The sequence below is a fragment of the Acerihabitans sp. genome, from assembly GCF_036398755.1.
Lineage (GTDB): Bacteria > Pseudomonadota > Gammaproteobacteria > Enterobacterales > Enterobacteriaceae > Acerihabitans.
Map to the genome: position 1 here is coordinate 25,614 of NZ_DASWOM010000121.1, position 26,257 is coordinate 51,870.

General features: G+C 60.2%; 25 protein-coding genes. 16 read left to right on the plus strand and 9 right to left on the minus strand.

Features of this window, described 5'->3' with window-relative positions; translation table 11 throughout:
• The first annotated feature begins 461 nt into the window (after nucleotides 1-461).
• From VGC33_RS20010 to VGC33_RS20070, 13 genes are all read left to right on the plus strand, one after another.
• Nucleotides 462-1,832, plus strand: coding sequence for a 2-hydroxycarboxylate transporter family protein (locus tag VGC33_RS20010; RefSeq protein ID WP_331122526.1), 1,371 nt, complete (start codon nucleotides 462-464; stop codon nucleotides 1,830-1,832).
• A 59-nt stretch (nucleotides 1,833-1,891) separates the two neighbouring features.
• Nucleotides 1,892-2,767 carry a fumarylacetoacetate hydrolase family protein gene (locus VGC33_RS20015; RefSeq protein ID WP_331122527.1) on the plus strand — a complete coding sequence of 292 codons (876 nt, stop codon included), beginning with the start codon at nucleotides 1,892-1,894 and terminating at the stop codon, nucleotides 2,765-2,767.
• A 57-nt stretch (nucleotides 2,768-2,824) separates the two neighbouring features.
• Nucleotides 2,825-3,889, plus strand: a complete 1,065-nt coding sequence (gene citC, locus VGC33_RS20020) for a [citrate (pro-3S)-lyase] ligase (protein WP_331122528.1) — start codon at nucleotides 2,825-2,827, stop codon at nucleotides 3,887-3,889.
• A gap of 48 nt (nucleotides 3,890-3,937) precedes the next feature.
• Complete coding sequence (gene citD / locus VGC33_RS20025) at nucleotides 3,938-4,231, plus strand: citrate lyase acyl carrier protein (protein ID WP_331122529.1); 294 nt, start codon at nucleotides 3,938-3,940, stop codon at nucleotides 4,229-4,231.
• Nucleotides 4,228-5,103 (plus strand): citrate (pro-3S)-lyase subunit beta, encoded by an 876-nt coding sequence (gene citE / locus VGC33_RS20030; RefSeq protein WP_331122530.1) that lies wholly within the window; start codon nucleotides 4,228-4,230, stop codon nucleotides 5,101-5,103. The genes citD and citE overlap by 4 nt, the downstream gene beginning before the upstream one ends.
• Nucleotides 5,104-5,139: 36 nt before the next feature.
• A complete protein-coding gene (gene citF / locus VGC33_RS20035) occupies nucleotides 5,140-6,666 on the plus strand; it encodes a citrate lyase subunit alpha (protein WP_331122531.1) in 1,527 nt (508 codons plus the stop codon).
• Entirely contained in the window at nucleotides 6,667-7,203 is a 537-nt protein-coding gene (citX, locus tag VGC33_RS20040) for a citrate lyase holo-[acyl-carrier protein] synthase (RefSeq protein ID WP_331122532.1), read from the plus strand. It begins immediately after the preceding gene.
• Nucleotides 7,184-8,080 carry a triphosphoribosyl-dephospho-CoA synthase CitG gene (gene citG / locus VGC33_RS20045; RefSeq protein ID WP_331122533.1) on the plus strand — a complete coding sequence of 299 codons (897 nt, stop codon included), beginning with the start codon at nucleotides 7,184-7,186 and terminating at the stop codon, nucleotides 8,078-8,080. The genes citX and citG overlap by 20 nt, the downstream gene beginning before the upstream one ends.
• Nucleotides 8,077-8,778 carry an RBBP9/YdeN family alpha/beta hydrolase gene (locus VGC33_RS20050; protein ID WP_331122534.1) on the plus strand — a complete coding sequence of 234 codons (702 nt, stop codon included), beginning with the start codon at nucleotides 8,077-8,079 and terminating at the stop codon, nucleotides 8,776-8,778. Before citG ends, VGC33_RS20050 begins: the two co-directional genes overlap by 4 nt.
• 113 nt (nucleotides 8,779-8,891) lie before the next feature.
• Nucleotides 8,892-9,980 (plus strand): bifunctional transcriptional activator/DNA repair enzyme AdaA, encoded by a 1,089-nt coding sequence (locus VGC33_RS20055; RefSeq protein ID WP_331122535.1) that lies wholly within the window; start codon nucleotides 8,892-8,894, stop codon nucleotides 9,978-9,980.
• A gap of 88 nt (nucleotides 9,981-10,068) precedes the next feature.
• Nucleotides 10,069-10,881 (plus strand): polyphosphate kinase 2, encoded by an 813-nt coding sequence (gene ppk2, locus VGC33_RS20060; protein ID WP_331122536.1) that lies wholly within the window; start codon nucleotides 10,069-10,071, stop codon nucleotides 10,879-10,881.
• 187 nt (nucleotides 10,882-11,068) lie between these two features.
• Nucleotides 11,069-11,611: a glutathione peroxidase gene (locus VGC33_RS20065; protein ID WP_331122537.1), complete on the plus strand. Its 543-nt coding sequence runs from the start codon at nucleotides 11,069-11,071 to the stop codon at nucleotides 11,609-11,611.
• Between the two features lie 419 nt (nucleotides 11,612-12,030).
• Complete coding sequence (locus tag VGC33_RS20070) at nucleotides 12,031-13,047, plus strand: LacI family DNA-binding transcriptional regulator (protein WP_331122538.1); 1,017 nt, start codon at nucleotides 12,031-12,033, stop codon at nucleotides 13,045-13,047.
• 36 nt (nucleotides 13,048-13,083) lie between these two features.
• On the opposite strand, the gene VGC33_RS20075 is transcribed toward VGC33_RS20070, so the two are convergent.
• The 4 genes from VGC33_RS20075 to VGC33_RS20090 are packed head-to-tail and all read right to left on the minus strand — an operon-like array spanning nucleotide 13,084 to nucleotide 16,518.
• Complete coding sequence (locus tag VGC33_RS20075) at nucleotides 13,084-14,523, minus strand: glycoside hydrolase family 1 protein (protein WP_331122539.1); 1,440 nt, start codon at nucleotides 14,521-14,523, stop codon at nucleotides 13,084-13,086.
• A gap of 2 nt (nucleotides 14,524-14,525) precedes the next feature.
• A complete protein-coding gene (locus VGC33_RS20080; RefSeq protein WP_331122540.1) occupies nucleotides 14,526-14,888 on the minus strand; it encodes a PTS lactose/cellobiose transporter subunit IIA in 363 nt (120 codons plus the stop codon).
• 2 nt (nucleotides 14,889-14,890) lie between these two features.
• Nucleotides 14,891-16,201 (minus strand): PTS sugar transporter subunit IIC, encoded by a 1,311-nt coding sequence (locus VGC33_RS20085; protein WP_331122541.1) that lies wholly within the window; start codon nucleotides 16,199-16,201, stop codon nucleotides 14,891-14,893.
• Between the two features lie 8 nt (nucleotides 16,202-16,209).
• Entirely contained in the window at nucleotides 16,210-16,518 is a 309-nt protein-coding gene (locus tag VGC33_RS20090) for a PTS sugar transporter subunit IIB (protein ID WP_331122542.1), read from the minus strand.
• 301 nt (nucleotides 16,519-16,819) lie between these two features.
• Between VGC33_RS20090 and pta the strand changes: the two genes are divergently transcribed.
• The 3 genes from pta (at nucleotide 16,820) to sodC (ending at nucleotide 19,996) form a co-directional block, all read left to right on the plus strand.
• Nucleotides 16,820-18,961, plus strand: a complete 2,142-nt coding sequence (gene pta, locus VGC33_RS20095) for a phosphate acetyltransferase (RefSeq protein ID WP_331122543.1) — start codon at nucleotides 16,820-16,822, stop codon at nucleotides 18,959-18,961.
• A gap of 142 nt (nucleotides 18,962-19,103) precedes the next feature.
• Nucleotides 19,104-19,262, plus strand: coding sequence for a DUF3309 family protein (locus VGC33_RS20100; RefSeq protein ID WP_414636967.1), 159 nt, complete (start codon nucleotides 19,104-19,106; stop codon nucleotides 19,260-19,262).
• 209 nt (nucleotides 19,263-19,471) lie between these two features.
• Nucleotides 19,472-19,996 (plus strand): superoxide dismutase[Cu-Zn], encoded by a 525-nt coding sequence (gene sodC / locus VGC33_RS20105; RefSeq protein ID WP_331122544.1) that lies wholly within the window; start codon nucleotides 19,472-19,474, stop codon nucleotides 19,994-19,996.
• Between the two features lie 60 nt (nucleotides 19,997-20,056).
• On the opposite strand, the gene VGC33_RS20110 is transcribed toward sodC, so the two are convergent.
• The 5 genes from VGC33_RS20110 to VGC33_RS20130 form a co-directional block, all read right to left on the minus strand.
• Entirely contained in the window at nucleotides 20,057-21,613 is a 1,557-nt protein-coding gene (locus tag VGC33_RS20110; protein WP_331122553.1) for an ABC transporter substrate-binding protein, read from the minus strand.
• 186 nt (nucleotides 21,614-21,799) lie between these two features.
• Nucleotides 21,800-23,422: a gamma-glutamyltransferase family protein gene (locus VGC33_RS20115; RefSeq protein WP_331122545.1), complete on the minus strand. Its 1,623-nt coding sequence runs from the start codon at nucleotides 23,420-23,422 to the stop codon at nucleotides 21,800-21,802.
• On the minus strand, nucleotides 23,412-24,965 hold the full coding sequence (locus VGC33_RS20120) for a class I adenylate-forming enzyme family protein (RefSeq protein ID WP_331122546.1): 1,554 nt from the start codon (nucleotides 24,963-24,965) through the stop codon (nucleotides 23,412-23,414). Before VGC33_RS20120 ends, VGC33_RS20115 begins: the two co-directional genes overlap by 11 nt.
• Complete coding sequence (locus tag VGC33_RS20125; protein WP_331122547.1) at nucleotides 24,962-25,747, minus strand: VOC family protein; 786 nt, start codon at nucleotides 25,745-25,747, stop codon at nucleotides 24,962-24,964. The genes VGC33_RS20120 and VGC33_RS20125 overlap by 4 nt, the downstream gene beginning before the upstream one ends.
• Nucleotides 25,748-25,755: 8 nt before the next feature.
• On the minus strand, nucleotides 25,756-26,172 hold the full coding sequence (locus VGC33_RS20130) for a PaaI family thioesterase (protein ID WP_331122548.1): 417 nt from the start codon (nucleotides 26,170-26,172) through the stop codon (nucleotides 25,756-25,758).
• Nucleotides 26,173-26,257 lie beyond the last annotated feature (85 nt).

Genomic DNA, 26,257 nt, shown 5'->3' on the forward strand with positions numbered 1-26,257 from the left:
ATAGGGGGAATGAATGCTTGATTATCAAGCCTATCATGAATGGTACGCCCTGTAAGGCCGCGGGCGATAAAGTGTGATCACTAACACAACCTGGCCGGTGAATTGCCTTGCGCCCAAAGACCGCGGGCTAATATTGCCGAAAAAATAAAATACATTTCCATCACCTTCCGTTAACATATTACCCTTTGGAGAATAAAAACCATAAAAACCATAGAAAATTAAAAATCCATCACAGAGTGAGAATAACGGTTTTTCTTCAGTAAAATAATAAAAACCATTAACGTCATAGAAACCTTTAAAACTTCCTGGTCGCAAATTGAATCCGTCGAAGGCGCGTGAAATAATAAAAACCATTAAAAACTTAAATGCCTTTAAAATAGCGGTTTTAATTTGAATGCAATCACATAAATCATGTTGTCTGGTCTTTATTATTCCTGCACACATTGACAAAGGGGCAGATGATGAGCACGACAGATGATTCCTATATTGTTGTCGAGAACACAGCAAACACAAAACGTATTTCCGTAAAGGAAAAATGGTGGCATATTCTCGACAACTGGAAAGTGGGCATTATACCCTTGCCGCTTTTCTTATTAGCCGGGGCGCTGATCGGGATTGATTGCCTGGGCGGCAAATTACCCAGCGATATCGTGGTGATGGTCGCCACGCTGGCTTTTTTTGGCTTTGCCTGCGGTGAATTCGGCAAGCGGCTGCCGATTATCGGCAAAATGGGGGCGGCCGCTATCTGCGCCACCTTTATTCCCTCGGCGCTGGTGCATTACGGTTTACTACCCGATGTGGTGGTGGCCTCCACCACCACGTTCTTTAAGAGCACCAATATTCTTTATCTTTACATCTGCTGCATTATCGTCGGCAGCATTATGAGCATGAACCGGCGCACGCTGATCCAGGGTTTCCTGCGCATTTTTTTCCCGATGCTGTGCGGCGAAGTGGCCGGCATGCTGGTCGGCATGGGTGTGGGACTGATGCTGGGCATGCCGCCGTTTCAGATTTTCTTTTTCCTGATCCTGCCCATCATGGCCGGCGGCGTCGGCGAAGGGGCCATACCGCTGTCCATCGGCTACGCCGCGCTGTTGCACATGGAGCAGGGCGTGGCGTTGGGCCGCATTCTGCCGGTCGTGATGCTCGGTGGCCTGACGGCTATCGTTATTGCCGGCTGTCTTAACCGTCTGGGCAAGCGTTACCCTCACCTTACCGGCGAAGGCAACCTGATGCCGGCCAAACCCGGCGTGCAGGAGGGATCCGACGAGGAACCGCTCCAGGCCGCCAGCGGCAAGACCGACGTCACCACCATTGCCGCCGGCGCGCTGCTGGCCGTGCTGCTGTATATGGTGGGCATGCTGGGATACAAGCTTATCGGCCTGCCGGCGCCGGTGGGGATGTTGTTTATCGCGGTGCTTATCAAACTGGCCCACGGCGTATCCCCGCGCATGCTGGAAGGTTCGCAGGTGGTGTATAAATTTTTCCAGACCTCGGTGACCTATCCGATCCTGTTTGCCGTAGGCGTGGCCATTACCCCTTGGCAAGAGCTGGTCAATGCCTTCACCCTGAACAATCTGCTGGTCATCGTCAGCACCGTCGGCACGCTGGTCGCCACGGGTTTCCTGGTGGGTAAAAAAATCGGCATGTATCCCATCGACGTGGCCATCGTTTCCTGTTGCCAGAGCGGACAGGGCGGAACCGGCGATGTGGCCATCCTCACCGCCGGTAACCGCATGGCGCTGATGCCGTTTGCCCAGATTGCCACCCGGATCGGCGGCGCCATCAACGTTTCGGTCGCCTTGATGGTATTGGGCAATTTTATTCTCTGACCCGTTACCTGCGCGGGTCGAGGCCCGTGCCGGTGATGGCCGTTGACGCAGGAATGTTTATGAAACTCGCAAGTTATCTTTACCAGGATGTCAAAAGCTACGGCATCGCGACACCTAAAGGCATTGTTGACCTGGGGCGCCGCCTCGGGCAGCGCTATCCGGATCTGAAGGCATTACTGGCCGGCGACGCGCTGGGCCTGGCGCGCGAACTGGCCGGGCAGCCGGCGGATTTTGCCGCCGATGGAGTGACGTTTTTACCGGTTATCGAACATCCGGGCAAAATTTTATGCGTCGGCATGAACTATGCCGCTAAACGCCGGGAGTTCAATGAAATAAATCCGGCGCCCACGCTGTTTGTCCGTTTCGCCGATTCACAAACCGGTCACGCTACCCCGGTCGTGAAGCCTAGCCATTCGGCGGAGTTCGATTACGAGGGCGAACTGGCGGTGATTATCGGCCGGGGCGGCGAGGATATCCCCGCCGATCGCGCCTTATCCCATGTCGCCGGGTACAGCTGTTATATGGACGGTTCCGCACGCGACTGGCAGCACACCTGGTATACCGCCGGCAAAAACTGGCGGCAGACCGGCGCGTTCGGGCCGTACCTGACCACCACCGACGAAATTCCCGACCCCCACGCGCTTAGCATTCGCACCTGGCTTAACGGTCTGATGGTGCAGGACGACAATACCCGCAGCATGATCCATAGCGTCGCCGAGCTGATCGAATACATCAGTACCTTTACCCGACTGAACGCCGGGGACGTGATTATCACCGGCTCACCGGGCGGGGTCGGTAAAAAGCGCACGCCGCCGCTGTTTATGCAGGCCGGCGACTGCATCGAGGTGGAAATCGAAAACATCGGTCATTTGCGCAATATGATTATCGACGCGGCTCCGCCCCTGGCGGTCGCCGCATCACATAGCGTCGCCTAGCCGACGCCCGGGTCCGGCGTCGGTGCCGGCCGTTTAACATTTGGATAGGAAAACCCTATGTACGATCGGGATCCGCTGGATTTTTCCGTGCTCACCGTCACCCCCGCGCGCGATAACCTGGCGGACGTGCGCGCGTTGCTTGAGGCCAGCCTCCTGGGCATGGACGCGGATATCGCCAGGTTCGTGGTGGCGCGCAGCGGCGGACGGTTGGTGGGATGCGCCGGTATGGCGGACAACGTGATCAAATGCGTCGCGGTGGCGGCCGATTACCGGGGCGAAAATCTTAGCGCCCGGCTGGTGGGCGAGGTGGAGCAACTGGCGGCGCAGCAAGGCCATTTCCATCTGTTTCTCTACACCCGACCGGCGAATATCGCCGTGTTTCGCGGTTGTGGGTTTTACCCGATTGCGCAGATGGGCCAGGTGGCGGTGCTGATGGAAAATACCCCGGTGGGCATCAGGCGCTACAGCCGTTCGCTTGAGCAATATTACCGGCCGGGAACGTCCATCGGTGCGGTGGTGATGAACGCCAACCCCTTCACCCTTGGCCACCGCTATTTGGCGGAACAGGCCGCCGCCGCCTGCGACTGGGTGCATATTTTTGTGGTGCGCGAGGACCTGTCGCTGTTTCCGTATGCCGCGCGCCTGGAAATGGTACGCCAGGGCGTGGCCCATCTGGCCAACGTCCTGGTGCATGACGGGTCGGATTACCTGATCTCGCGCGCGACCTTTCCCGGCTATTTTCTACGTGACGCCGGCCTGGTGAGCAAGACCTACAGCGCCATTGATTTACTGATTTTCCGCAATTTTATCGCGCCGCCGCTGGGTATTACCCACCGGTATGTCGGCACCGAGCCCTATTGCCCGGTGACCCATCAATATAACCGCGATATGCGCGAGTGGCTCGAAGACCCGAGCCGTTCCGGGCAGAAGCCGCTGCGGGTGGTGGAGATCGCGCGCAAATGCCATGCCGTTGGTCACGCGATCTCCGCCTCGGAGGTGCGGGCGTTGCTTGTGCAACGGCAAATGTCGCGCGTGCGCGACATCGTGCCGCCGAGTACCTTCGCCTACCTTTGCCGGCGCGAGGCGCCGGAGCGAGCCGGGATATGCGCAACAGGCGCGTAATCCGGCCCGTCACCGTTATGTCAGCCATTTATTAATCAGGAATGCATTATGAAAATCATACAAGAGGCCCTGGCGGGCACCTTCGAATCCAGCGACCTGCTGGTCAAGGTGGCGCCCAACGGCGGCGAGTTAAACGTGGTGGTCAACAGCGAGGTGATAAAGCAGTTCGGCGCGCAAATCCGCCGGGTGATCGACGAGACGCTGGACGCGATGGGCATCAGCGAAGGGCTGATCATTATTGACGATAAAGGGGCGCTGGACTGCGTGATCCGCGCCCGCGTGCAGACGGCGGTATTACGCGCCGCCGGCGCCGACGGCATCCAATGGGAGCATTTGTCATGAAAAAGCTTCGCCGCAGCATGCTGTTTATCCCCGGTGCCAACGCCGCCATGTTGTCCACCGCCTTTATCTATCGTCCCGATTCCATCATGTTCGACCTGGAGGACGCGGTTTCCCTGCGCGAGAAGGACAGCGCGCGCATTCTGGTATTCCATGCCCTGCAGCACCCGATGTACCGGGATATCGAAACCGTGGTGCGCATCAACCCGCTCAACACGCCCTTTGGCCTTAAGGATCTTGAGGCGGTGGTGCGTGCCGGGGCCGATGTGGTGCGGCTGCCGAAAACCGACAGTCCGGACGATATCCATGAACTGGAAACCCATATCGAGCGTATCGAGCGCGAATGCGGACGGGAGGTTGGTTCCACCCGCACCATGGCGGCCATCGAATCCGCCATCGGGGTGATTAACGCGGTGGCTATCGCCCGCTGTTCCCCCAGGCTTATCGGCATTGCGCTGGCGGCGTTCGATTATGTGATGGATATGCAAACCGAGCGCGGCGACGGCACCGAGCTGTTTTATGCCCGCTGTGCGGTGCTGCATGCCGCCCGCGCCGCCGGCATTGACGCCTTTGACGTGGTGTATTCGGATATCAACGACGATGACGGTTTCCTGCGTGAGGTCGATCTGGTGCGCAAAATGGGCTTTAACGGCAAATCATTGATCAACCCGCGCCAGATTGAGCTGCTGCATAACGCCTACGCGCCGACCCAGGAAGCGGTGGATTACGCCGAGCGCGTCATTCTGGCGGCGCAAGAAGGCGAACGCAACGGGCTGGGCGTGATTTCACTGAACGGCAAAATGATTGACGGCCCGATTATCAATCATGCCCAAGTGGTATTGGAGCGCGCCCGGGCGTCCGGTGTGCGTCGGTAAGGGTTTTTCACGTCGACAGAATGACAGGAATACGTAATGAGTAACGCAACAGACGATTTACAGGCGCAGTACCGCCATTTACCGCCGCTGGCGCCGTTCAGCCATGCCAACCGCCTTACGCCTTGGCTGGCGGAAGGCCAAGCCAAATACCAGCGTAAGATTTGCGACAGTCTGGAGCAGGCCATAGTGCGCAGCGGCCTGCAAGACGGCATGACTCTCTCGTTTCATCATGCCTTCCGTGAGGGCGATATGGTGATCAATCTCGTGGTGCTTACGCTTGCCAGGATGGGCTTTAAAAACCTGACGCTGGCCTCCAGCTCGCTGATGACCTGCAACGACGCGCTGATAGAGCCGATCCGCGCCGGCGTCATCAGCAAAATCTATACGTCGGGTATGCGCGGTAAGCTGGCGGACGCCATTTCACACGGCCTGATGGAAGAGCCGGTACACATTCATTCCCACGGCGGGCGGGTTAAACTGCTGCAGGACGGCGAGCTGAAGATAGACGTGGCGTTTCTCGGCGTGCCTTGCAGCGACGAGTTCGGCAACGCCAACGGCATCCATGGCAAATCCCGCTGCGGTTCGTTGGGATACGCCATGGTGGATGCGCAGTATGCCCGCCAGGTAGTGCTGCTGACCGAGGCGCTGGTGCCGTTTCCCAATATGCCGGCAAGCCTGGGACAGGATCAGGTTGATTTTATCGTGCAGGTGGATCAGGTGGGCGATCCGGCCAAGATAAGCGTGGGCGCGGCGCGCGTGACCAGTAATCCGCGCGAGCTGATGATTGCCCGCAGCGCCGCTGATGTCATTGAGCACTCAGGCTATTTTGTCGAGGGGTTCTCCCTCCAGACCGGTTCGGGCGCGTCCTCCACCGCCTGTACCCGTTTCCTGGCGCAGAAGATGCAGCGTCACGGCATCGCGGCGCGTTTCGCCTTGGGCGGCATTACCGGCAGCATCGTCGACCTGTTTGAGCAAGGCCTGATAGCCAGGCTGCTGGATACGCAATCCTTCGACGGCCAGGCGGCGGCATCCCTGGAGCACAACGCCAATCATATCGAAATTTCCACCAGCGTCTATGCCAATCCCGGCGTCAGGGCCGCTTGCTGCGACCAGTTGGATATCGTTATCCTGAGCGCGCTGGAAATCGACCTGGCGTTTAATGTCAACGTGATAACCGGTTCCGACGGGGTGATGCGCGGCGCGTCCGGCGGCCATTGCGATGTGGCCGCCGCCGCCAACCTGACCATCGTGGTGGCGCCGCTGACGCGTAGCCGCATTCCCACCGTGGTGTGCCGGGTCACCACCCTGGTTACCCCCGGCGAGAGCATTGACGTTCTGGTGACCGATCAGGGCATTGCCGTTAACCCGGCGCGGCCGGAGGTACGCCAGCGTCTGGTGGACGCCGGTCTGGAGGTGGTGGACATCGAACAGCTTTATCAACGGGCGGTCGCGCTCACCGGCGAGCCGAAGGCTATCGACTTTACCCAACGTATCGTCGGCGTGATCCGCTATCGCGACGGCAGCGTCATCGGCGTGGTGCGCCAGGTAAAAGAGGACAGCTAAATGACGAACGCCGATTCACTGCAGTTTGCCGTTTCGCTGGAAGAGCTGCTGGCGGCCCGGGATCTGCGCGCCGCGCGCCAGAGGGAATGGCTGACGCGCCACGATCGCACGCTGATTTCATTGACGCTGGTGACGCCGGGTTCAGTGAAGGATTCGGCCCGCTACCGCCGCTCGATGCGCGCCGCGCTGGCGGCCTGCGACGCGCTGCTGGCGCAGCGCGGCTGGGCGGTGCTTGACCGGGCGGTGTTCTGGCCCGACACCGGGCCCGAGGCGTTGTGGGCGGTCGATCATCCCGCCGTGGAGGTGAAGGCCGCCACGGTGGCGCTGGAGCAGGAACATACCCTCGGGCGCCTGTGGGATATCGATGTATTTTCCCCGACGGCCGGCGTTATCGGCCGCCGCTCCCTTGACCAGGCGGGACGCCCATGTTTGCTGTGCGACCAGCCCGCTCATGCCTGCGCGCGGTCGCGCCGGCATCCGCCGGAGCAGCTTATCAATAAAATCGAGGGTCTGCTGGATGCCTACTTTGTCCGCTGATAACCGCGCCCGCGCGCCGGAGAATGTTGACATCGCGGGCGGCGACGGGGCGGGCGCGATTCCCGCCATCGGTTTGCTGGCGGCCGCCGCGCTGCGCGAGGAAGTTATGCTGACGCCGAAACCGGGCCTGGTGGACCGCCGGAATAACGGCGCGCACCGGGATATGGATTTGCCCTTGTTTATGGCCAGCATAACGGCCATCGCGCCTTGGTTCGGGCGGTTTGCCGCCTGTGGCGAGCGCCATGCCGATATGCCGGCCGAACAGGCGCTGACCGTGATTCGTCCCGTCGGGCATGCCTGCGAACAGGCCATGTTTGCCGCCACCGGCGGCGTCAACACCCATAAAGGAGGGATTTTTTCCCTGGGATTATTGTGCGCCGCCGCCGGACGCCTGACCGGCCGTGGGCGTAAGCTGACCCGCGGCGCCTTATGCGCTGAAGTGGCGGCGATGTGCGCCCGGCTGGTGGCGACGGAACTGGCCGGCTGCCGCCGGCCGGCGACCGTGGGCGAACATCTTTACCTGCGCCATGGCCTGACCGGCGCCAGGGGCGAGGCCGCCGGCGGGTTTGCCACCGTGCGCGACCATGCCTTGCCGGCCTGGGATCGGTTGCAGGCGGCCGGAGGGGATCGGGACACCGCACTGCTGCACGGTCTGCTGGTATTGATGGCCCATAATCGCGATACCAATCTGGTTTCGCGCGGCGGTCTCGCCGGCCTGGGTTTTGTCCAGGGCCATGCCCGGCGACTGCTGGCGAAAGGCTGGCGCACGCAAGACCTGGAGATCATGGACCGGGCGCTTACGCGGCGTAATCTCAGCCCCGGCGGCAGCGCCGATCTGCTGGCGGTGATGGCGGTGCTGGCGCGGTTTCCGGCATGAAACGCTATCGGCCGGCACACGAAAGGCCGGAGGCCGAACCTGTCCGGCCTGAACGCAGCGCGCGCGATCGTCCCATGATTGAGCGCCCGGCGCGCGCCGGGCCGCGGGGCAGCCTGCCGCCGGCGCCGGACACCGACCCGCACGGCGGCGATGCCGGCCACGCATCGCTGCGCGTGGTGCTGGTGCCGGGCATTAACGACAGCGGCCCGGAACATTGGCAAACCCACTGGCAGGCGAAATTGCCCGCCTGGCGGCGTATTGCCCAGCGCAACTGGCAGCAACCGGATCTCGACGGCTGGCAAACGGCCATCAGGCGCGCGCTGGACGCGCCGTCGACGCCGTCGTTGCTGATAGGCCATAGCTTTGGCGCCTTGTCATCCTGGTATTATGCCATCCGGTGTCCCGACCGGGTCGCCGGGGTAGTGCTGGTTGCCCCGGCCGAGCCGGTGCGGTTTGAAATCGAGGATCGCATCCTGCCCGTGCGCCTGCCGGTGCCAAGCCTGATGTTTGCCAGCCATAACGATCCGCTGCTGACGTTCGCGCGCGCGCAGTACTGGGCCGACGCCTGGGGCAGCGAACTGGTGGACGTGGGGGAGGCGGGTCATATCAACGCCCAGTCCGGCTTCGGCGCATGGCCGCACGGCCTGCAATGCGTCCAAGAGTTTGCCCGCCGGCTAACGCCGATGAACGCGGGATAATGCCGCCTCCATCGCCGGTTTAACGCGTAAAAATCAACGCCCGAAAATTGTCGTCGCCCAATAAGCATTCCTTTAAGATGACCGTTATGTTGGGTTAAAGGGTGACGACCGCTATGTTTTTTGAGCTGCCTGATGTTGATACGCTATACGCCGCACTGCTGGCGCGCGATCCGGTATACGACGGTTTTGCGTTTGTGGGGGTTAAAAGCACCGGCGTATTTTGCCGTCTGACCTGCCCGGCGCGCAAACCCAAAAAAGAGAATGCCGTTTTTTACCCCACCGTGGTCGAGGCGCTGGAGGCCGGATTCAGACCGTGCAAAAGGTGCCAGCCGCTGTCTTTGTTCGGCGCGCGGGATAAAACCCTCGGCACGCTGCTGGCCAGCCTGGAAAACGACCCGGAAAAAAAATGGTCGGAAGACGACCTTACCGCGGCGGGTTTGGATCCTTCCACCGTAAGGCGGGCGTTTAAACGCCAGTTCGGCGTTACGTTTCTTGAAATGGCGCGGCTGCGCCGATTGGGGAAAGGCGTCAACCAGCTCACCACCGGGGCGGAGGTGATAGACGCCCAGCTCGAAGCCAGTTTTGAATCGGGCAGCGGGTTTCGCGCCGCCATCACCCGTCATCTGGGCATGAATCCCAGCCAGGCCCGTCGGCACCGGTTTTTAAAAAGCCACTGGCTGGAAACCCCGCTCGGCTCCATGCTGGCGGTGGCGGACCACCAGGCGCTGCATCTGCTGGAGTTCGTCGATCGCCAGGCGTTGCCCGCGGAGCTGACCCGGCTGCGCAACCTTACCGGCTCGGAGATCATCATGGACCGCACGCCGGTCACCGACCGGCTGGAGAAAGAGCTGAATGACTATTTCGCCGGCACATCCTGCCGTTTCGCCACGCCGCTGGCAGAGCACGGATCGGTATTCACCCGCCAGGTCTGGGATGCCCTGCGGTCGATTCCCGCGGGCCAGGTAAGAAGCTATTCCGCGGTGGCCGCCGCCATCGATCGCCCCAGCGCCACCAGGGCGGTGGCGCGGGCCAACGGCGCCAACCAGATTGCCATTTTGATACCCTGTCATCGGGTGATCGGCGCCGACGGCGCCCTGACCGGCTACGGCGGCGGACTATGGCGCAAGCAATGGTTAATCGAACATGAAAAACGGCGGTTTTCAGGCGAAGAACAGGGACGGGCTACCGTAACGCGTTTATAACGCCAAGACCAATCATTCCCGCGCAACGGCCGATTGAATGCCATACTGAGGGCTTATTGTCAGGAATCTCAGGCCACCGGGAGTTACAATGAGTAAAAAAAAGCAGCATAACATTGATGAAGAATCAACCTGCGCGCCGATCCCCTCCGGCAAGGAGTACGATCGGGTCCTGCATGAACTGCAAGTCGAGCTGGTTAAGCTACAGCGCGAAATAATCAGCGCCAACGACAAAATCCTGGTTATTTTCGAGGGCCGCGACGCGGCGGGCAAAGACGGCATCATCAAAACCATTTCAGAACACCTGAGCGCGCGTGAAATCAGGGTCGTCGCCCTGGGCAAACCCTCGGAGCGCGATCGCGCCGAATGGTATTTCCAACGCTACGTGGCGCAGCTGCCGGCGGCGCAGGAAATGGTGCTGTTTAACCGCAGTTGGTATAACCGCGCCGGCGTCGAGCGGGTGATGAAGTTTTGCACCGACGAACAGTACGAAGAATTTATGAACACGGTGACCGATTTTGAACAACTGCTGGTGCGTTCGGGCATCAAGCTGATTAAATATTATCTGGATATCAGCAAACATGAACAAAAGGAACGGCTGGAATCCCGGCTCACCGATCCCCTGAAGCAGTGGAAAATCAGCCCCATCGACCAGCAGGCCACCAAATTGTGGAAACCGTACAGCGAGGCCCGCAACGCCATGCTGACCCGCACCCATACCCCGACCACGCCGTGGATCGTGGTGCACAGCGACGACAAGCATGCGGCGCGTATCAATATCCTGCGCGACCTGCTGGGACGCCTGCCGTATCAGGGAAAGGATAAAAACCTGGCGCTGCCCGATCCGCAGGTGCTGTATGCCTTCGATACCGTCTTTATCGAAAACGGCCGGCTGGCGCCCTGACGGCCCGCGCGGGGCGCGTTTTCGCCGCGCGCCCCCCACGCCTTGCCTTGCGCAGCCGGTCGGGGCGCGCTATTGTCATGATTCATTTGCGCGGCATACCCGGCATCGGCCGGCGTTTGCGTCGCCGGCGGCGCGTCGGGGATGGCCGATGACATCCGGCCCCTCTCTCGTTTGAAAAGGATAAAACATGACCGAGTCTCTCTACGACATACCGCTTAAGCAAATTGACGGTACTACCAGCAGCCTGGCGGCGTATCGCGGCAAGGTGCTGCTGGTGGTCAACGTGGCGTCCAAGTGTGGGTTGACGCCGCAGTATGAAGGACTGGAAAAGCTCTATCAGGAGCGCGGCGCTAAAGGGCTGGAAGTGCTGGGTTTCCCCGCCAATAACTTCAAGGGCCAGGAGCCGGGCAGCGACGCGGAAATCAGCGATTTCTGCGCCGTCAACTATGACGTGCATTTCCCGTTGTTTTCCAAAATATCGGTGCTGGGCGACGATCAGCATCCTTTATACGCCCAGCTCACCGCGGCGCAGCCGGCGGCTACCGGCGACGGTCCGTTTCGCGAGCGGCTGAAGGGTTACGGCGTCGATCCCACCAATCGCCAGGACGTATTGTGGAATTTTGAAAAATTCCTGATTAACCGGCAGGGCAAGGTCATCGCGCGTTTCGCGCCGGATGTCACCGCCGAGGACCCGCGGCTGCTGCGCGCCATTGACGCCGCGCTTGGCTAGCAATACTTTCCCGCGACCCGCCCTGGATCGCCATGGGTTGGGTTGCTTTTGTTTTTTACTTAAGAACGCTGCCTTATTTAATATTAAATTAAAGTCAGGCTAAATAATAAGTCATGGCTCCGCAGCGATATAAGCTATTTAATCTCTTTCACCGCTTATCCCGACGGCCACACCAGGCTGTATAATCATTTTCAGCGCCATATCAAAAGTACAACGTTGGCAGAAGCCAGACGTAAAGCTTCCGTCAAATGACGGCGGCTGGCCAGACCTCGCTGGCCGGCGGGCAACGGCGCGGCGCTTCGCCGCCGGCGTGGAAAGCCGCCGCTGGCAACGCGGAAATCTTATCCCGGCAAGGCCGGTATGCTAAAATCAGCGCCATGAGGTTTTCTCCCCAGAAATGGGACGAATAGGGTTTTGCAATGATTACCATGCAGGATGTTGCAATCAAGGCGGGCGTCTCCAAATCCACGGTGTCCCGTGTCCTGGCAGGCAATAGCTATGTCAAGGAAACGACGCGCCTGCGGGTATTCCAGGCTATCGAGGAATCCGGTTATCGTCCCAACCTGCTGGCCAGAAGCCTGGCGACTAAAAACTCGCAAAGCATAGGCCTGATAGTCACCAACACGCTGTTTAACGGCCCCTATTTCAGCGAACTGTTATACCAGACCGCCAAAATGACTGAAAACTACGGTCGGCAGCTCATCCTGGTGGACGGCAAACACAGCGCCGACAGCGAGCTGGAGTCGATACAGTTCCTGCTGGACCGCCGCTGTGACGCTATTATCATCTATCCGAGTTTCCTGGGCGAAAAGGACTTGATGGGCCTGATCGCCCGGCACGATATCCCGTTCCTGGTGATCAACCGCGATTTGCCGCATGCCCGCGAGCACTGCGTCTTTGCCGATCATCAGCGTGACGCCCGCGAGGCGGTGGGTTATCTGATCGCGCAGGGACATCGTGACATCGCCTTTATCACCGGTGCCGAGGGGTCGCCCACCGCCGCCGCGCGCGCCAAAGGATACCGTCAGGCCCTGGCCGCCGCCGGCATCCCGATCGACGAGGCGCTGACAGCCGCCGGACACTGGTCATTAGACAGCGGTTTTAACGCCTGCATGGCGCTGCTGGACGGCGCGGCGACCTTCAGCGCGCTGGTGTGCGGCAACGACGATATGGCCATCGGCGCCGCCAGGGCGCTGCGCGAGCGGGGCAGGGCGGTGCCCGGCGAGGTCTCGTTGCTCAGTTTTGACGATATTCCGGTGGCGTCTTATTTTAATCCGCCGCTGACCACCGTGCATGTGCCGGTGGCGCAGATGATTAAAAGCGCGCTGGAGCAGGTGGTCAGCGTCCTGGACGGCGACAGGGTGTCACCGCTCAAACCCTTTCGCGGTCAACTGATGGTGCGCGATTCGGTTATTCCCGGCCCGTTCGCCGGCTGATAACCCCCCGCCCAGGCCCGCCGGCGCATGCTGGCCTCAATACTCGATATCCGTCTCAAGACGCTGTCCATTAGCCTTAATCAAGCGCTGGTACCAGAAAAAACTTTTTTTCCTGTGGCGGGCCAGATCCTTAAGGTCGTGCTCATCGCGATTGACATAGACAAAGCCGTAACGTTTGCTGATGCCCTGGTGCGTGCTGACCAAATCAATCGCCGACCAGGGGCAATAACCGAACAGCGCCACGCCGTCGGTAATGGCCAACTGCAGTTGGCGTATATGGTCGCTGAGATAGCGGATACGGTCATCATCGTGGATCTTGTTGCCCGCCGTCAGCTTATCAAAGGCGCCCAGGCCGTTTTCGGTCACGATCAACGGCAGATGATAGCGCTCATAGATTTCCCGACAGGTCACGCGCAATCCCACCGGATCGATATACCAGCCGAACTGGTTATGCTCCAGATGCGGATTGTCGGCGCCGATATACACCGCGCTATCCATGCCCGGCAACTGCTGGTCCTCGATTTCGCGCGCGCGTTGCGCGGCGGCGTTTTCCCGCGGCGCATCGGCCGCCACCGTGGTTGAGGCATAATAGTTAAAAGCGATAAAATCGGGACGTCCTTGCGCCAGCAGGTCCAAATCCTGCGCGGTTATACTTGGCAGATAGCCTTTTTCCGCCATAAACCGCCAGGCCAGCGCGTTATAGCGGCCATGGCAGGCCAGATCCAGATAAAGCCAGTTGCGGATGGATGAATAATTATTGGCGGCGATCACATCCTCTGGCCGCGAACTGGCCGGGTAGACGCAGGAAATATTCGGCGCCGGGCCGATCTTGGCGGACGGCAACAGCTCATGGCAGGCGATCATCGCCCTGGCCTGCGCCAGCATCATATGATGGTTTTGCTGATAGAGGGTCTTTTGCGGATCGGGGGTGCCGGGAGGCAGGGTGCCGATCACATCGCCTTTCAGGATCATCATATTCTGTTCGTTTATCGTCAGCCAGAAGTTAACCCGATCGCCGAACAGCTCGAAGGCGGTGCGGGCAAAGCGTTCAAAGGCTGCTATGGTGCGCGGATTGGACCAGCCGCCCTGCAACTGCAACGCCCAGGGCAGATCAAAATGATACAGCGTCACCAGCGGCTCGATGCCGTGGCGGCGGATTTCATCAATCAGCCGCTGGTAAAAGGCCACCCCCTGGGGGTTGAGCTCGCCGTCGCCGTCGGGATACAGGCGGCTCCAGGCGATGGAAAAGCGATAGGTCTTAAGCCCCAGTTCGGCAAACAGGGCAATGTCACCGGCAAAACGATGATAATGATCGCTGGTGACGGTAAAATCGCTCAGCTCCGGCGCAAATTGCGCCCGATCGATTACCGACGGGCCTTTGCCGTCCTCGTTCCAGGCGCCTTCCACCTGGTAGGCCGAGGTGGACGCGCCCCAAAGAAATCCCGGTGGAAAAGGTGCCAACGTCTGATAATGCATAATTATCTCCCTTCATGTGTATCGTGGTGAATTTCCCGCTGTTGCAGCGCGTCGATGGCGCGATGCAGGATAATGAGCTCTTCCACCAGTTCGCGGGCCAGCATGGCGTTCATCAGATGGTCCTGGGCATGGACCATTATCAGGCTGACCGGGACCTTGCCCTGTCCCTCATCGTCGCCGATAAAGCGCGTCTGGATCCGGTGCGCCCGGCGGGCGGCGGCGGCGGCATCGGCCAACAGCGCCTCGGCCTGCGGCCATTGCCGAAGGCGCGCGGCGCGCAGGGCTTCCATCGCATCCGAGCGCGCTTCGCCCGCATGGATAATCAATTCCATTATTTGGGTTTCCATATCTGAACTTTCGTCCATGGTCATGCCTCCTGTGGCCGGGTCTGCGGCAGCGGGACATCCTGCGCCAGCAGCTGGCGTTCATAGATTTTGAAAAAGGGGTAATACACCAGCGTCGATACGGCCAGCAGCACCACCACCAGCAGCGCCGCGCGGATATCCCAGCCGGTGGACCAGGCCGCGCCGATGGGGGCCGGGGTGGTCCAGGGCGCCATGGAAATCACCCGGCCGACCATATCGGTGCGGGTGGCGATATACGCAAGCGTGGCGTTGATCAACGGCGCGGTGATAAACGGAATAAACAGCGTTGGATTCATCACCACCGGGGAACCAAAAATCACCGGCTCGTTAATATTGAACAGACAGGGCACCAGACTGAGTTTGCCGATGGACCGCAGGTGGGCGGACCGGCTGCGCAGATAAAGCAGCACCAGGCCCATGGTGGATCCGGAGCCGCCGATGACGATAAAAAATTGCCAGAAGGGTTCGATAAAAATATGGGTCAGCGGTTGCCCGGCGGTCAGTTCCTGCTGGTTTATGCCCAGATTGGTCAGCCAGAAGGCCTGCAGCATGCCGCCAACGATCACCGCGCCGTGGATGCCGGCAAACCACAACAAATGACAGATCAGTACCGCGATTAAAATTGCCGGCAGCGTATCGGCGGCGGAAATAATCGGGCCGAACAGTGCCATAATGGCCTGGGGCAGTAACATGCCGAATTGCGATTGAATAAGCAGGCTCAGGGGATATAGCGTGAAAAATATAGCCAGTACGGGTATTAATAAATCAAAGGATTGCTGTATTTTTGGCGGCACCTGTTCCGGCAGATGGAAACCAATATTTCTCACCTGCAAAAAATGCATTAATTCGGTTGCGAAAATAGCCACCAACAGGGCGGTAAATATCCCGGTGCCGCCAAGCGAGGAAACCGGCAGCATTTTATCGGTTTGCGGGGCGGCCACCACCATAAATGCCATTAACGACAACATGGCGGCCATAAAACCATTCATTTTATAACTGAGGGCCAGATTATAGGCGATGGCGGCGGCAATAAATAACGACATAATGCCCATGGTCATATTGTACGGCATAAGGATTACCGACTCATACTGTGCCGCCATGCGCAGCCACCACTGCGCAAATGCCCAATCGCTGGTGGCGGAAAAGGGCGGGTGCGCGAACACCAGCATAAAGGAACCGACGATCAGGAACGGCATGGCGGAAATAAAACCATCCCTTATCGCCATGACATGACGCTGGCTGGATAGCCTGCCCGCGATGGGACTGATGGTGTTTTCAATAACGCTAAAGACCGACTCGCTAATTCCGGACATGATTTCTCCTAGGCGTTAAGCAGCGCCAGCGTTTCGTTTAATATTTTTTCGCCGTTCATCATGCCGTAATCCATGCTGTTGATGACCGCGATGGGTTTATGCTGCTCATCGGCGAGGATTTTGAAATCCCTGAGTTTATATTTAATCTGTGGCCCCAGCAGGCAGCAATCGTAATGGGGCAGTTGCGCGGCAAACTCTTCCAGCCCCACCGCTTTTATTTCTACATCCAATCCTTTTATTTCAGCGGCTTTTTGCATTTTTTTAACCACCATGCTGGTGGACATTCCGGCGGCGCAACACAACAGGATCTTTGGCATACAGCGGCCCTCTTAAGATGTGGTTTAGTGAGTAATACCTTATGGGTTTTTTTTCTGCAACCGGTTTCAGAAACCGGTTGCAGTTTTGTGATGGCGGTCAATGGCCGGCCCGCGGCAGGTTTTGATAACAAGCGAGGCGACGCGGGTTATGTCGACAACTGTCGACGGCTTCACGGCATAACTCACACAAAATAGCGGAAAATAGCCGGACGCCGACCAACCTGCCCAGCAGCTTAACGCGTGCGTCAGGTTTGGCAATACATTCACATTGCGCCAGCAAATATCGCCGAGGGGTTTAGCCGTGCCACGTACCATTATGTTGATCCCAACCGACCTGAGCGTCGGGTTGACCAGCGTCACCTTGGGCATTATCCGGGCCATCGAGCGCAAGGGGATGCGCCTGAGTCTCTACAAGCCGGTTGCCCAGCCGCGCGACGGCAGCAGTCGGCCGGACCAGACCAGCGCCATTATCCGCGCCAACTCGGCGATTCCGGTCCCGCCGCCGCTGGAAATAGGCTATGTCGAAATGCTGTTGGGATCCAACCGGCGCGACGTCCTGATGGAGGAAATCGTCGCGCGTTATCAAGGCGCTCTGGGCCAGGCGGACGTGGTATTGATCGAGGGACTGATGCTGACGCGGCGCCATCAGTTCGCCAACGCGCTGAATCACGACATCGCCAAGGCGCTGAACGCGGAAATCGTGCTGGTCACCGCCTTGGGGACAGGTTCACCGGCGCAGATGAAAGAACGGCTGGAGCTGGCGCGTACCGGCATAGGCCGGCATATCAGCGTGGCGGGCGTCATCATCAATAAAATTAACGCGCCGCTGGATGAACAGGGCCGCACCCGGCCCGACCTGTCGGAAATTTTTGACCAGGCCCATCAGGACGGGGCCGCCGACGCGGCGTTGCCGCCGTTCGGCAATCTGCCCATGCCGGTATTGGGGGCAATCCCCTGGAGCATGGAACTTATCGCCACGCGGGTTATCGATATGGCCCATCATCTGAACGCCCGCATCGTTAACGCCGGCGATATCCATACGCGGCGGGTGCGGTCGGTGACCTTTTGCGCACGCGGGCTTACCGGCATGGTCGACCTGTTTCGCCCCGGTTCGCTGCTGGTGACCTGCGCGGATCGTCCGGAAGTGCTGGTGTCCGCCTGTCTGGCGGCGATGAACGGGGTGGATATCGGCGCCATTTTGCTTACCGGCGGCTATGATATCGCGCCTTCCATCGGCAGGTTATGCGAGCGTGCCTTCCAGACCGGGCTGCCGGTACTGATGGTCGACACCAATACCTGGCAAACCTCGCTTAACCTGCAGAACTTTAACCTGGAAGTGCCGGCCGAAGATCATCAGCGTGTCGAAAAATTACAGGATTATATCGCCGGCTTTATCGACGACGGCTGGATAACCTCCCTGGCCGCCGTCTCTGAACGTCCGCGCCGCCAGTCGCCGCCCGCCTTCCGTTACCAACTTACCGAAATGGCCCGCAGGGCGGCAAAACGCATCGTCTTGCCGGAAGGGGATGAACCGCGCACCATCAAGGCCGCGGCAATTTGCGCCGAGCGGGGCATCGCGCGCTGCGTATTGCTGGGCTGTCCCGATGAGATACGCCGGGTCGCCGCGGCGCAGGGCGTGACGCTGGGCGCGGGCATTGATTTGGTCGATCCGGCGGTCGCGCGGGAGCGCTATCTGGCGCGACTGGTGGCGCTGCGCCAGGCCAAAGGCGTAACCGAACTGATTGCGCGCGCGCAGCTGGAGGATAACGTGGTGCTGGGCACGCTGATGCTTGAACAGGGACACGTGGACGGCCTGGTCTCCGGCGCGGTGCACACCACCGCCAATACCATCCGCCCGGCGCTGCAGTTGATCAAGACAGCCGCGGGCAGTTCGCTGGTTTCCTCGGTGTTCTTTATGCTGTTGCCTGAACAGGTATTGGTCTACGGCGACTGCGCCATCAATCCCGACCCCGACGCCGGACAATTGGCGGATATCGCCATCCAGTCCGCCGACTCGGCCGCCGCGTTCGGTATTGAACCGCGCGTGGCGATGATTTCATACTCCACCGGCACGTCCGGTACCGGCAGCGACGTGGATAAAGTACGCGAAGCCACCCGGTTGGCGCGCGCAAAACGGCCCGATCTGATGATCGACGGTCCGCTGCAGTACGATGCCGCGATTATGGCCGACGTGGCCAAAACCAAAGCGCCCGATTCGCCGGTGGCGGGCCACGCCACGGTCTTTATTTTCCCGGATCTCAATACCGGCAACACGACCTACAAAGCGGTGCAGCGCTCGGCGGCGCTGGTCTCCATAGGGCCGATGCTGCAAGGCCTGCGCAAACCGGTCAATGACCTTTCGCGCGGGGCGCTGGTGGACGATATTGTCTACACTATCGCCCTGACGGCCATTCAGTCGATGCAGCAATCCCCCGCATGCTGAATTTAGCCGTGGTAAATGCGAAAAGATGTCTATACTCATTAGGTTATCCCAAACTGAGCTCATATCTGTCTTTAGACGTAAACTCTGTTCAGAACATGCTAATGCGCTGGCAACAGCGCGCCAAGAAACATAGGAGTTTTCCATGGGCATCGGAACCATTGTCTTAATCGTATTAATACTTCTGCTTATTGGTGTTTTCCCGAGCTGGCCGCACAGCCGCGGCTGGGGTTATTATCCCAGCGGCACGCTGGGCGTGGTGGTGGTTATCCTGCTGATCCTGGTGTTGATGGGACGGATTTAACCCCGGCCAAGCGCCTTTAACGCGCAGGTATCAATCGGGGGCTTGCTTAGCGGCAAGCCCCTTTTTACTGGCCGGTGATGGTATGGCGCGCGAACGGCGTCAAGATAAGCGCGGTTCGTCGGGACAATCCGCGCCCCACTGTCTACGCTTATCTAGGATGGCCGACATTGCGCTTCCGCTGTCGGCAGGTACTGTTACAGGAGTTTATTATGCGGCGTATTGTGTTTTTAATAGCCACGGCGTTAACCGCCAATATGGCATTGGCGCAGCCCCAGCCGGCGGTGCATACCGCCGGCCTTATCGGCGCCGACGGCAAGGATATGGGAAAAATTACCCTGCTTGACGCGCCTAAAGGCGTGATTTTGCGCGTGGAGGCGTCGGGGCTGACTCCCGGCTGGCACGGTATCCATTTCCATGAAAAAGGCGTCTGCGACGCCAAGGATAAATTCAAGGAAGCCGGCGGCCATGTCCATTCAGCCATGCCGGTGGTGCATGGTTTGTTGAACAGCAACGCCAACGATCAGGGCGACTTGACCAATATTTACGCCGGCGCCGACGGCAAGGCCGCCGCGGAAATCTATTCGACCCTGGTGTCGGTCACGCCCGGCACTCCGCGTCCCGCGCTGCTGGACGGCGACGGATCGTCGGTGGTGATCCACGCCAACCCCGACGATTATCAAAGCCAGCCCATCGGGGGCGCCGGCGACCGTGTGGCCTGCGCGGTGATAAAATAACCGGTAAACCGGCCGGCGCATGCCGGCCGTTCCACAGCCATCCCCATTCGCCCGCCGGCGCTATTTTTTCACATCCACCTGATAAAAAATGTGCTTGCCGAAGGGATCGATTTCATAGCCGGTGACGTCGTTGCGCACCGGTTCAAAAATGGTTGAATGGGCAATCATCACCGCCGGCATTTGCTCGTGCATCATATCCTGCGCCTGCTGGTAGAGCGCTATGCGCCGGTCATGATCGCCGCTGGCGCGCGCTTCGGTAATCAGCTTATCAAACGGCGGGTAACACCATCGGGCCGAATTGGAGCCGCCATTGGCCGAGGTGCAGGAAAACAGCGGGCCGAAAAAGTTATCCGGATCGCCGGTGGCGGTGGTCCAGCCCATTAGCGCCGCCTGATGTTCGCCGTTCCTCACCCGTTTGAGATATTCGCCCCATTCATAGGTAACGATATTGGCCTTCACGCCGATTTTTGCCCAATCGGCTTGGATCATCTCCGCCATGCGGCGGGCGTTGGGGTTGTAGGGCCGCTGAACCGGCATCGCCCACAGATCGATGGTCAGGCCGTCGGGGTAACCCGCCTCCTTCAGTAGGGCGCGGGCCTTGTCCGGATCTAAGTCATAATCGCGCAAATCTTGTTTGGCGCTCCAGACGCCGGGCGGCAGAATATTTTTCGCCGCGGTGCCGGTGCCCTGGAATATGGCCTCGATAATCGCCGGTTTGTTAATCGCCATGGCCAGCGCCTGGCGTACTTTTAGGTTGTCGAGCGGCGGTTTTTGCGTATTAAAGGCCAGGAAACCGGTGTTAAGCCCGGCTTTCTGCAAAAGCGTAATATCTTTATCCGCCCGCATGCGCGGCAGGTCGGCCGGATTGGGGAACGGCATCACCTGGCATTCGCCTTTTTCCAGCTTGGCGAAGCGCACCGAGGCGTCCGGGGTAATGGCGTACACCAGCCGGTCAAGCTTGGCTTTACCCTGCCAGTAATCAGGGAAGGCGCTGAACAGAATACGCGAGTCTTTTTGATACTGGGTCAGTTGGAACGGCCCGGTGCCGACGGGATCCATATCCACCCGTTCCGGCGTGCCGGCTTTCAGCATGGCGTCGGCATATTCGCTTGACAGTATCGAGGCGAAGTACCAGGCCAGATCGGCCAGGAACGGCGCCTCGGCATGGGCAAGGGTGAAGCGCACGGTATGATCGTCCACCTTGTCGATGGCGGCCAGCAGCGTACCGAATTCCAGGCTGTCGAAGTTGGCGTAGGTGCCGTGGGACACGTTGTGATAAGGATTTTGCTGATCTTTTTGCCGCATAAATGAAAAAATCACGTCGTCGGCGTTAAAATCACGGGTGGGTTGGAAATATTTATTGCCCTGGAATTTTACCCCCTGGCGCAGATGGAAGGTATAGACCTTGCCGTCCGCGCTGATGTCCCAGCTTTCCGCCAGGCTGGGCTGCAGTTCGGTGGTGCCGGTCTTGAAATCCACCAGCCGGTTATAAATCGGCACCGCGCTGGCATCCACGCTGGTACCGGAGGTGTACAGCTGCGGGTTGAAATTTTCCGGCGAGCCTTCAGAGCAGAACACCAGCGTTTTGGCCGCGGCCGCGCCGCTGGCCATAAGCATAAGCGTAAGCGTTAATGTCGAAAGCGTTGATTTCAACACCGCGCCGCGCCTTGGTTTTTTCCCGATGCCGTTATTCGACAGGCTATTCTTACCCGGCTGCATAGTTTATCCCCAGTTAAAATGACTCCATAAAATTTAAGCCCCATTCTTATCAGTATGGGGTTAATAAATAAAGCCATTTTAGTACTAAAATCCTACCGCCTGGCCATCGCGCCGGCTGTCGCTGGCGGCAACGTAGCCGTGATCGCGATCCTGCGATAGGCGCCAGATAAACTGACCGGATCCGAAATCCATGTAGGGGTCGTTGATTGATTTCAGCCGGTGGCCCATGGCGCGCAATTGCTCGACCACCGTCGGGTCAAGGGTGGCTTCAAGGTCCAGGGTAAAATCCCGGTTGACCTTCCAGCGCGGCGCGTCGCAGGCGGCCTGGGGCTGCTGATGGAAATCCAGCATGCGCACCAGGGTCTGCACATGGCCCTGCGGCTGCATATCGCCGCCCATGACGCCAAAGCTCATTTGCGCCTGGCCGTCCCTGGTCAAAAACGCCGGGATAATGGTCTGGAACGGGCGCTTGCCGGGCGCGACCACGTTAACCGAACGCGGGTCGCTTGAGAAGCCGGCGCCGCGGTTTTGCAGGCTGATGCCGTAGTCCGGCACCACCACACCTGAGCCGAAACCCATATAATTGGATTGGATAAAGGACACCATCATGCCGCTTTCATCGGCGGTGGACAGGTAAACGGTACCGCCGCTGGCGGGCATGCCGGGCTGTGGATCCGCCGCACGCTTGCGGTTAATCAGGCGCGCCCGTCCGGCCAGATAGGCTTTATCCAGCATTTGTGACGGCGTCACTTCCATGCTGGCGGGATCGGCCACATAACGATAGACGTCGGCAAAGGCCAGCTTCATCGCCTCGATTTGCAGGTGCTGGGCGTCGGCGCCGTCGAGCGCGAGCGCCGACAGATCAAAGTGTTCCAGGATGCCCAGAGCGATAAGCGCGGCGATGCCCTGGCCGTTGGGCGGCAGTTCATGCACGGTATAACCGCGGTAGTCCTGGCTGATGGGCGTCACCCATTGCGGTTGATACGCGGCTAAATCCTCGCGCGTCAGACTGCCGCCGCTGGCCTGCGACCAGGCGACGATTTTTTCGGCGATTTCGCCTTCATAAAAGGCCCGTCCACCCTGCCGCGCCAGCAGCCGCAACGTGCGCGCGGCGGACGGGAAGACAAATTTTTCGCCAATGTCGGGCGCGCGACCGCCCGGCATAAAGGCTTCGGCAAAACCAGGCTGTCCGTTAAGGATTGACACCGCCGCCCGCCATTTTGCCGCGACAATCGGCGCGACGGTCACGCCGCGTTCGGCCACCTCGATGGCGGTCTGCATCAAACGCTCAAACGGCAGCCGGCCGAAGCGCTGGTGCAGCGCCGTCCAGCCGGCGACGGCGCCCGGAACGGTGACCGAGTCCCAGCCACGTTCCGGGCGGTTGACCAGGCCATTGCCGTCCTCGCCATGACGCCGGCGAAAATGGGCCAGATCCCAGCTGGCCGGCGCCGGACCGGAGGCGTTCAGACCGTGCAGCCGATCGCCGTCCCAGACCATGGCGAAGGCGTCGCTGCCCAGGCCGTTGGAGCAGGGTTCCACCACCGTTAACGTCGCGGCGGCGGCAATGGCCGCATCCACCGCGTTGCCGCCCTCCAGCAGGACGCTATTGCCGGCCTGGGCGGCAATGGGATGGGACGTCGCCACCACATTGCGGGCAAACAGCGGCGCGCGTACGGTGGGATAGGGGTTATGCCAGTTAAATGCCATGCTGTGCTCCCGAATTGGCCTGGGGTAAGGCGCCATCCTGATGAATTCGCCGCTCGGCTTCGAGCAGCAGCGCGCGCCGGTCGATTTTATTGGTGCCGGCCAGGGGAAAGGCGTCCACCAGCCAGATATGGCGCGGATGCAGGTAGGCCGCGCCCCGGCTTAAGGTAAAGGCCTTCAGCTCATCGGCCCCGGCCCGCTGGCCGGGGCGCAGGATCACGAAGGCCACCGGCTTGGTGCCCTTGATCTCATCGGCTATCGGCACCACGCAGGCCTGCTGGACCGCGGGATGGCGTTCGATAAGGTGCTCAACTTCGCTTGGGTAGATATTCTCGGCGCCGCTGACAAACATATCATCCAGCCGGCCGATAAAGGTATAAAAACCCTGCTCGTCGCGCGCGAACACATCGCCGGTAATATAATAGCCGTCGTCGGTAAACGGCGGGCGCAGATCGGGGCGCTGGTGATAGCCCTGCATCAGGCCCGGGCTTTTCAGCTCCAGGATGCCGCGCGCGGCCTCACGGCCCTGCGGATCGCGCAACCGCAGGCTGACCTGGGGATGGGCGACGCCGGCGGCCTGACGTGGCGTGGGAATTCCGTCGGGGTGGGGGGCGAACACCACCGGTCCGCCTTCCGTGGTGCCGTAGGCGTTAATGATGCGCGCCTTCGGCAGCAGTTGGCCGATTTGCTGGAACAGGCTGTCGGTTACCGGCGCCGATCCCATGCGCACCACGCGCACGCAGCTTAAATCACTGCGCGCCAGTAAATCCTTTTCCTGCAGCATCATGGCGATCATCGGCGGCACCGCCGTCAGCCAACTGCAGCGGTAGCGGGTGATGGCATTGATATAGTCGCGGGCGTTGAACTGCGGCAGCAGCACGGTGGCGACATGGCTGGCAAGCGTCAGCAGCACCAGCGCCAGCGCATTCATATGGTACAGCGGGGCGGCGATCAGCACCCGCTCGCCTTCCAGCTCATGGGTGGCAAGACGGGTGCGCACCACCCAGGCATGGCTGGCATGGGTTAAACGCACGCCTTTCGGCATGCCGGTGGAACCGGAGGTGTACAGCAGCAGCGCCAGATCTTCCGGCCCCGCGGGGAAGGGCGCCAGCACGCCGGGGTCGATAAAGGCCGCCAGCCCGTCATCGCCGGTGCTGTTGAACACCACGCGCGGCAGGTCGTTCGCCGTGGCGCGGGACAGCTGATCGGCATCCCCCAGCAGCAAACGCGCGCCGCTATCGCGCAGGATATTCTCCAGCGTGTCGGAGGGAAATTTAAAATTAATTGGTACCGCCACCAGCCCGGCGCGCAGTATGCCCAACAGGCTGGCGATATAATCGATGGAATTGCGTCCCAGAATAGCGACGCGCTCTCCGGTGCGGTGGCCGCGCGCCAGCAAGGCGCGGCCAATGCCGTCGGCGCGCGCATTGAGTTCGGCAAACGTGATTTCCTGCGCCGTGCCGTCCGCCAGCGGGGCGATAAAAGCGGTCTGCTCTCCCCCGTGGCGGGTATCGATCATGGCGCCTAAATTGGTGGTCTTCATCATGGTAAAAACTCGAGTAAGGTGGTTAATTCGGGCAGCGCCACCTGTAGCCGTCCCTCGCGCCAGCACAGCGGCAGTTTTTGCTCCCCGGCGCCGCGGGCGATGCGCGCCAGGTCGCCGCCCTGGAAATGCACGGCGGCAAACATCTCCCGTCCCGCCGCCGGCAGCGGCAGCCCATCGAACTGTCGGGCGAACGCCGGGTAATCGACGATCCGCAGGGCAAAATCAGGGCCGGGGTCGCCCAGGCGCTGATATTGACGCTCGCAGGCCTCCACGTCGTCGCTGATAACCGTCAGGCCGGTCATGCTCCGGACCTGGTTTTCATGGCCGAGCCATTCGGGCCGCCAAACCCATTCAGGGGTATGGTGCTGGCAAAAATAGACCCGCCCGGCCGGGAAAGACCCGGCGGCCAGGCGCACCGTGGTGAAGCGGGCCAGTCCGCGCTGGTCGCCGCTGACCACCTCGCGGGAAAAATCCTGTACCGGCTGTAGGGCAAAGCCGGCGTCCGCCAGTGCGCGCGCGGTGGCCTTGGCATCACCGGTGGCGAACACCAGGCCGTCAATTCCCTGCGGGCTATCCAGCAGCTCCTGGCGCACGCGCCCGCCGTCGGTGGGCAGGCCGACGATTTCGAGATAGCGATCGGCAAACATCATCAGATGGTTTATCGAGCCCAGCGAGTGGTGGCCGCGCGGCGTCAGGGTAAAACCCAGCGCCCGGAACCACTGCGCCGCCCGGTCGGTGGCGAAATGGGCATTGATAACCAGATGGTCCAACGGGATGGCCATGATGTCCCCTAGGCGGTTGCCGTGGCGTAGAGTCCCCGCCCGCTGGCCACCAGCCGGCCCTCGCTGTCGAACACCCGCGCCTCGGCGCTGGAAAATTGTTTGCCGACCTTGATCACGGTGCCGACGGCGGTTAAATCCCCTTTCGCCGGGCGGTGGTAATCGACGCGCAAATCCAGGGTGGGCACGCCTTTGCCGGTGAACGCCACCAGCGCCCAATCGGCGGTTAAATCCACCAGGGCGGCCAGGATGCCGCCATGGGTATAGCCGCCGGCGGGGTTAACCACCCACTCCTCGCGCCAGCGCGCCTTGAGGGTGATTTCGCCTTCGCCGACGGTCAGCACTTCAAGCCCCAGCCATTGATGATAAGGGCCTTTCAGTAAACGTTCCTGGACCTCGGCTGCGGTGGGGACGGTAATATCGGTCATAATATGTTCCTTATAGTGGACAGGCTGACAAAAGAACTCAGGGGGCGACTATTACCTTGCCCAGCACTTCGCGATCGCGAATCAG

Coding starts and splice junctions, on each gene's coding strand:
- VGC33_RS20010 (WP_331122526.1), top strand. CDS start 462: ATGAGCACGACAGATGATTCCTATATTGTTGTCGAGAACACAGCAAAC.
- VGC33_RS20015 (WP_331122527.1), top strand. CDS start 1,892: ATGAAACTCGCAAGTTATCTTTACCAGGATGTCAAAAGCTACGGCATC.
- citC (WP_331122528.1), top strand. CDS start 2,825: ATGTACGATCGGGATCCGCTGGATTTTTCCGTGCTCACCGTCACCCCC.
- citD (WP_331122529.1), top strand. CDS start 3,938: ATGAAAATCATACAAGAGGCCCTGGCGGGCACCTTCGAATCCAGCGAC.
- citE (WP_331122530.1), top strand. CDS start 4,228: ATGAAAAAGCTTCGCCGCAGCATGCTGTTTATCCCCGGTGCCAACGCC.
- citF (WP_331122531.1), top strand. CDS start 5,140: ATGAGTAACGCAACAGACGATTTACAGGCGCAGTACCGCCATTTACCG.
- citX (WP_331122532.1), top strand. CDS start 6,667: ATGACGAACGCCGATTCACTGCAGTTTGCCGTTTCGCTGGAAGAGCTG.
- citG (WP_331122533.1), top strand. CDS start 7,184: ATGCCTACTTTGTCCGCTGATAACCGCGCCCGCGCGCCGGAGAATGTT.
- VGC33_RS20050 (WP_331122534.1), top strand. CDS start 8,077: ATGAAACGCTATCGGCCGGCACACGAAAGGCCGGAGGCCGAACCTGTC.
- VGC33_RS20055 (WP_331122535.1), top strand. CDS start 8,892: ATGTTTTTTGAGCTGCCTGATGTTGATACGCTATACGCCGCACTGCTG.
- ppk2 (WP_331122536.1), top strand. CDS start 10,069: ATGAGTAAAAAAAAGCAGCATAACATTGATGAAGAATCAACCTGCGCG.
- VGC33_RS20065 (WP_331122537.1), top strand. CDS start 11,069: ATGACCGAGTCTCTCTACGACATACCGCTTAAGCAAATTGACGGTACT.
- VGC33_RS20070 (WP_331122538.1), top strand. CDS start 12,031: ATGATTACCATGCAGGATGTTGCAATCAAGGCGGGCGTCTCCAAATCC.
- VGC33_RS20075 (WP_331122539.1), bottom strand. CDS start 14,523: ATGCATTATCAGACGTTGGCACCTTTTCCACCGGGATTTCTTTGGGGC.
- VGC33_RS20080 (WP_331122540.1), bottom strand. CDS start 14,888: ATGGACGAAAGTTCAGATATGGAAACCCAAATAATGGAATTGATTATC.
- VGC33_RS20085 (WP_331122541.1), bottom strand. CDS start 16,201: ATGTCCGGAATTAGCGAGTCGGTCTTTAGCGTTATTGAAAACACCATC.
- VGC33_RS20090 (WP_331122542.1), bottom strand. CDS start 16,518: ATGCCAAAGATCCTGTTGTGTTGCGCCGCCGGAATGTCCACCAGCATG.
- VGC33_RS20100 (WP_414636967.1), top strand. CDS start 19,104: ATGGGCATCGGAACCATTGTCTTAATCGTATTAATACTTCTGCTTATT.
- sodC (WP_331122544.1), top strand. CDS start 19,472: ATGCGGCGTATTGTGTTTTTAATAGCCACGGCGTTAACCGCCAATATG.
- VGC33_RS20110 (WP_331122553.1), bottom strand. CDS start 21,613: ATGCTTATGGCCAGCGGCGCGGCCGCGGCCAAAACGCTGGTGTTCTGC.
- VGC33_RS20115 (WP_331122545.1), bottom strand. CDS start 23,422: ATGGCATTTAACTGGCATAACCCCTATCCCACCGTACGCGCGCCGCTG.
- VGC33_RS20120 (WP_331122546.1), bottom strand. CDS start 24,965: ATGATGAAGACCACCAATTTAGGCGCCATGATCGATACCCGCCACGGG.
- VGC33_RS20125 (WP_331122547.1), bottom strand. CDS start 25,747: ATGGCCATCCCGTTGGACCATCTGGTTATCAATGCCCATTTCGCCACC.
- VGC33_RS20130 (WP_331122548.1), bottom strand. CDS start 26,172: ATGACCGATATTACCGTCCCCACCGCAGCCGAGGTCCAGGAACGTTTA.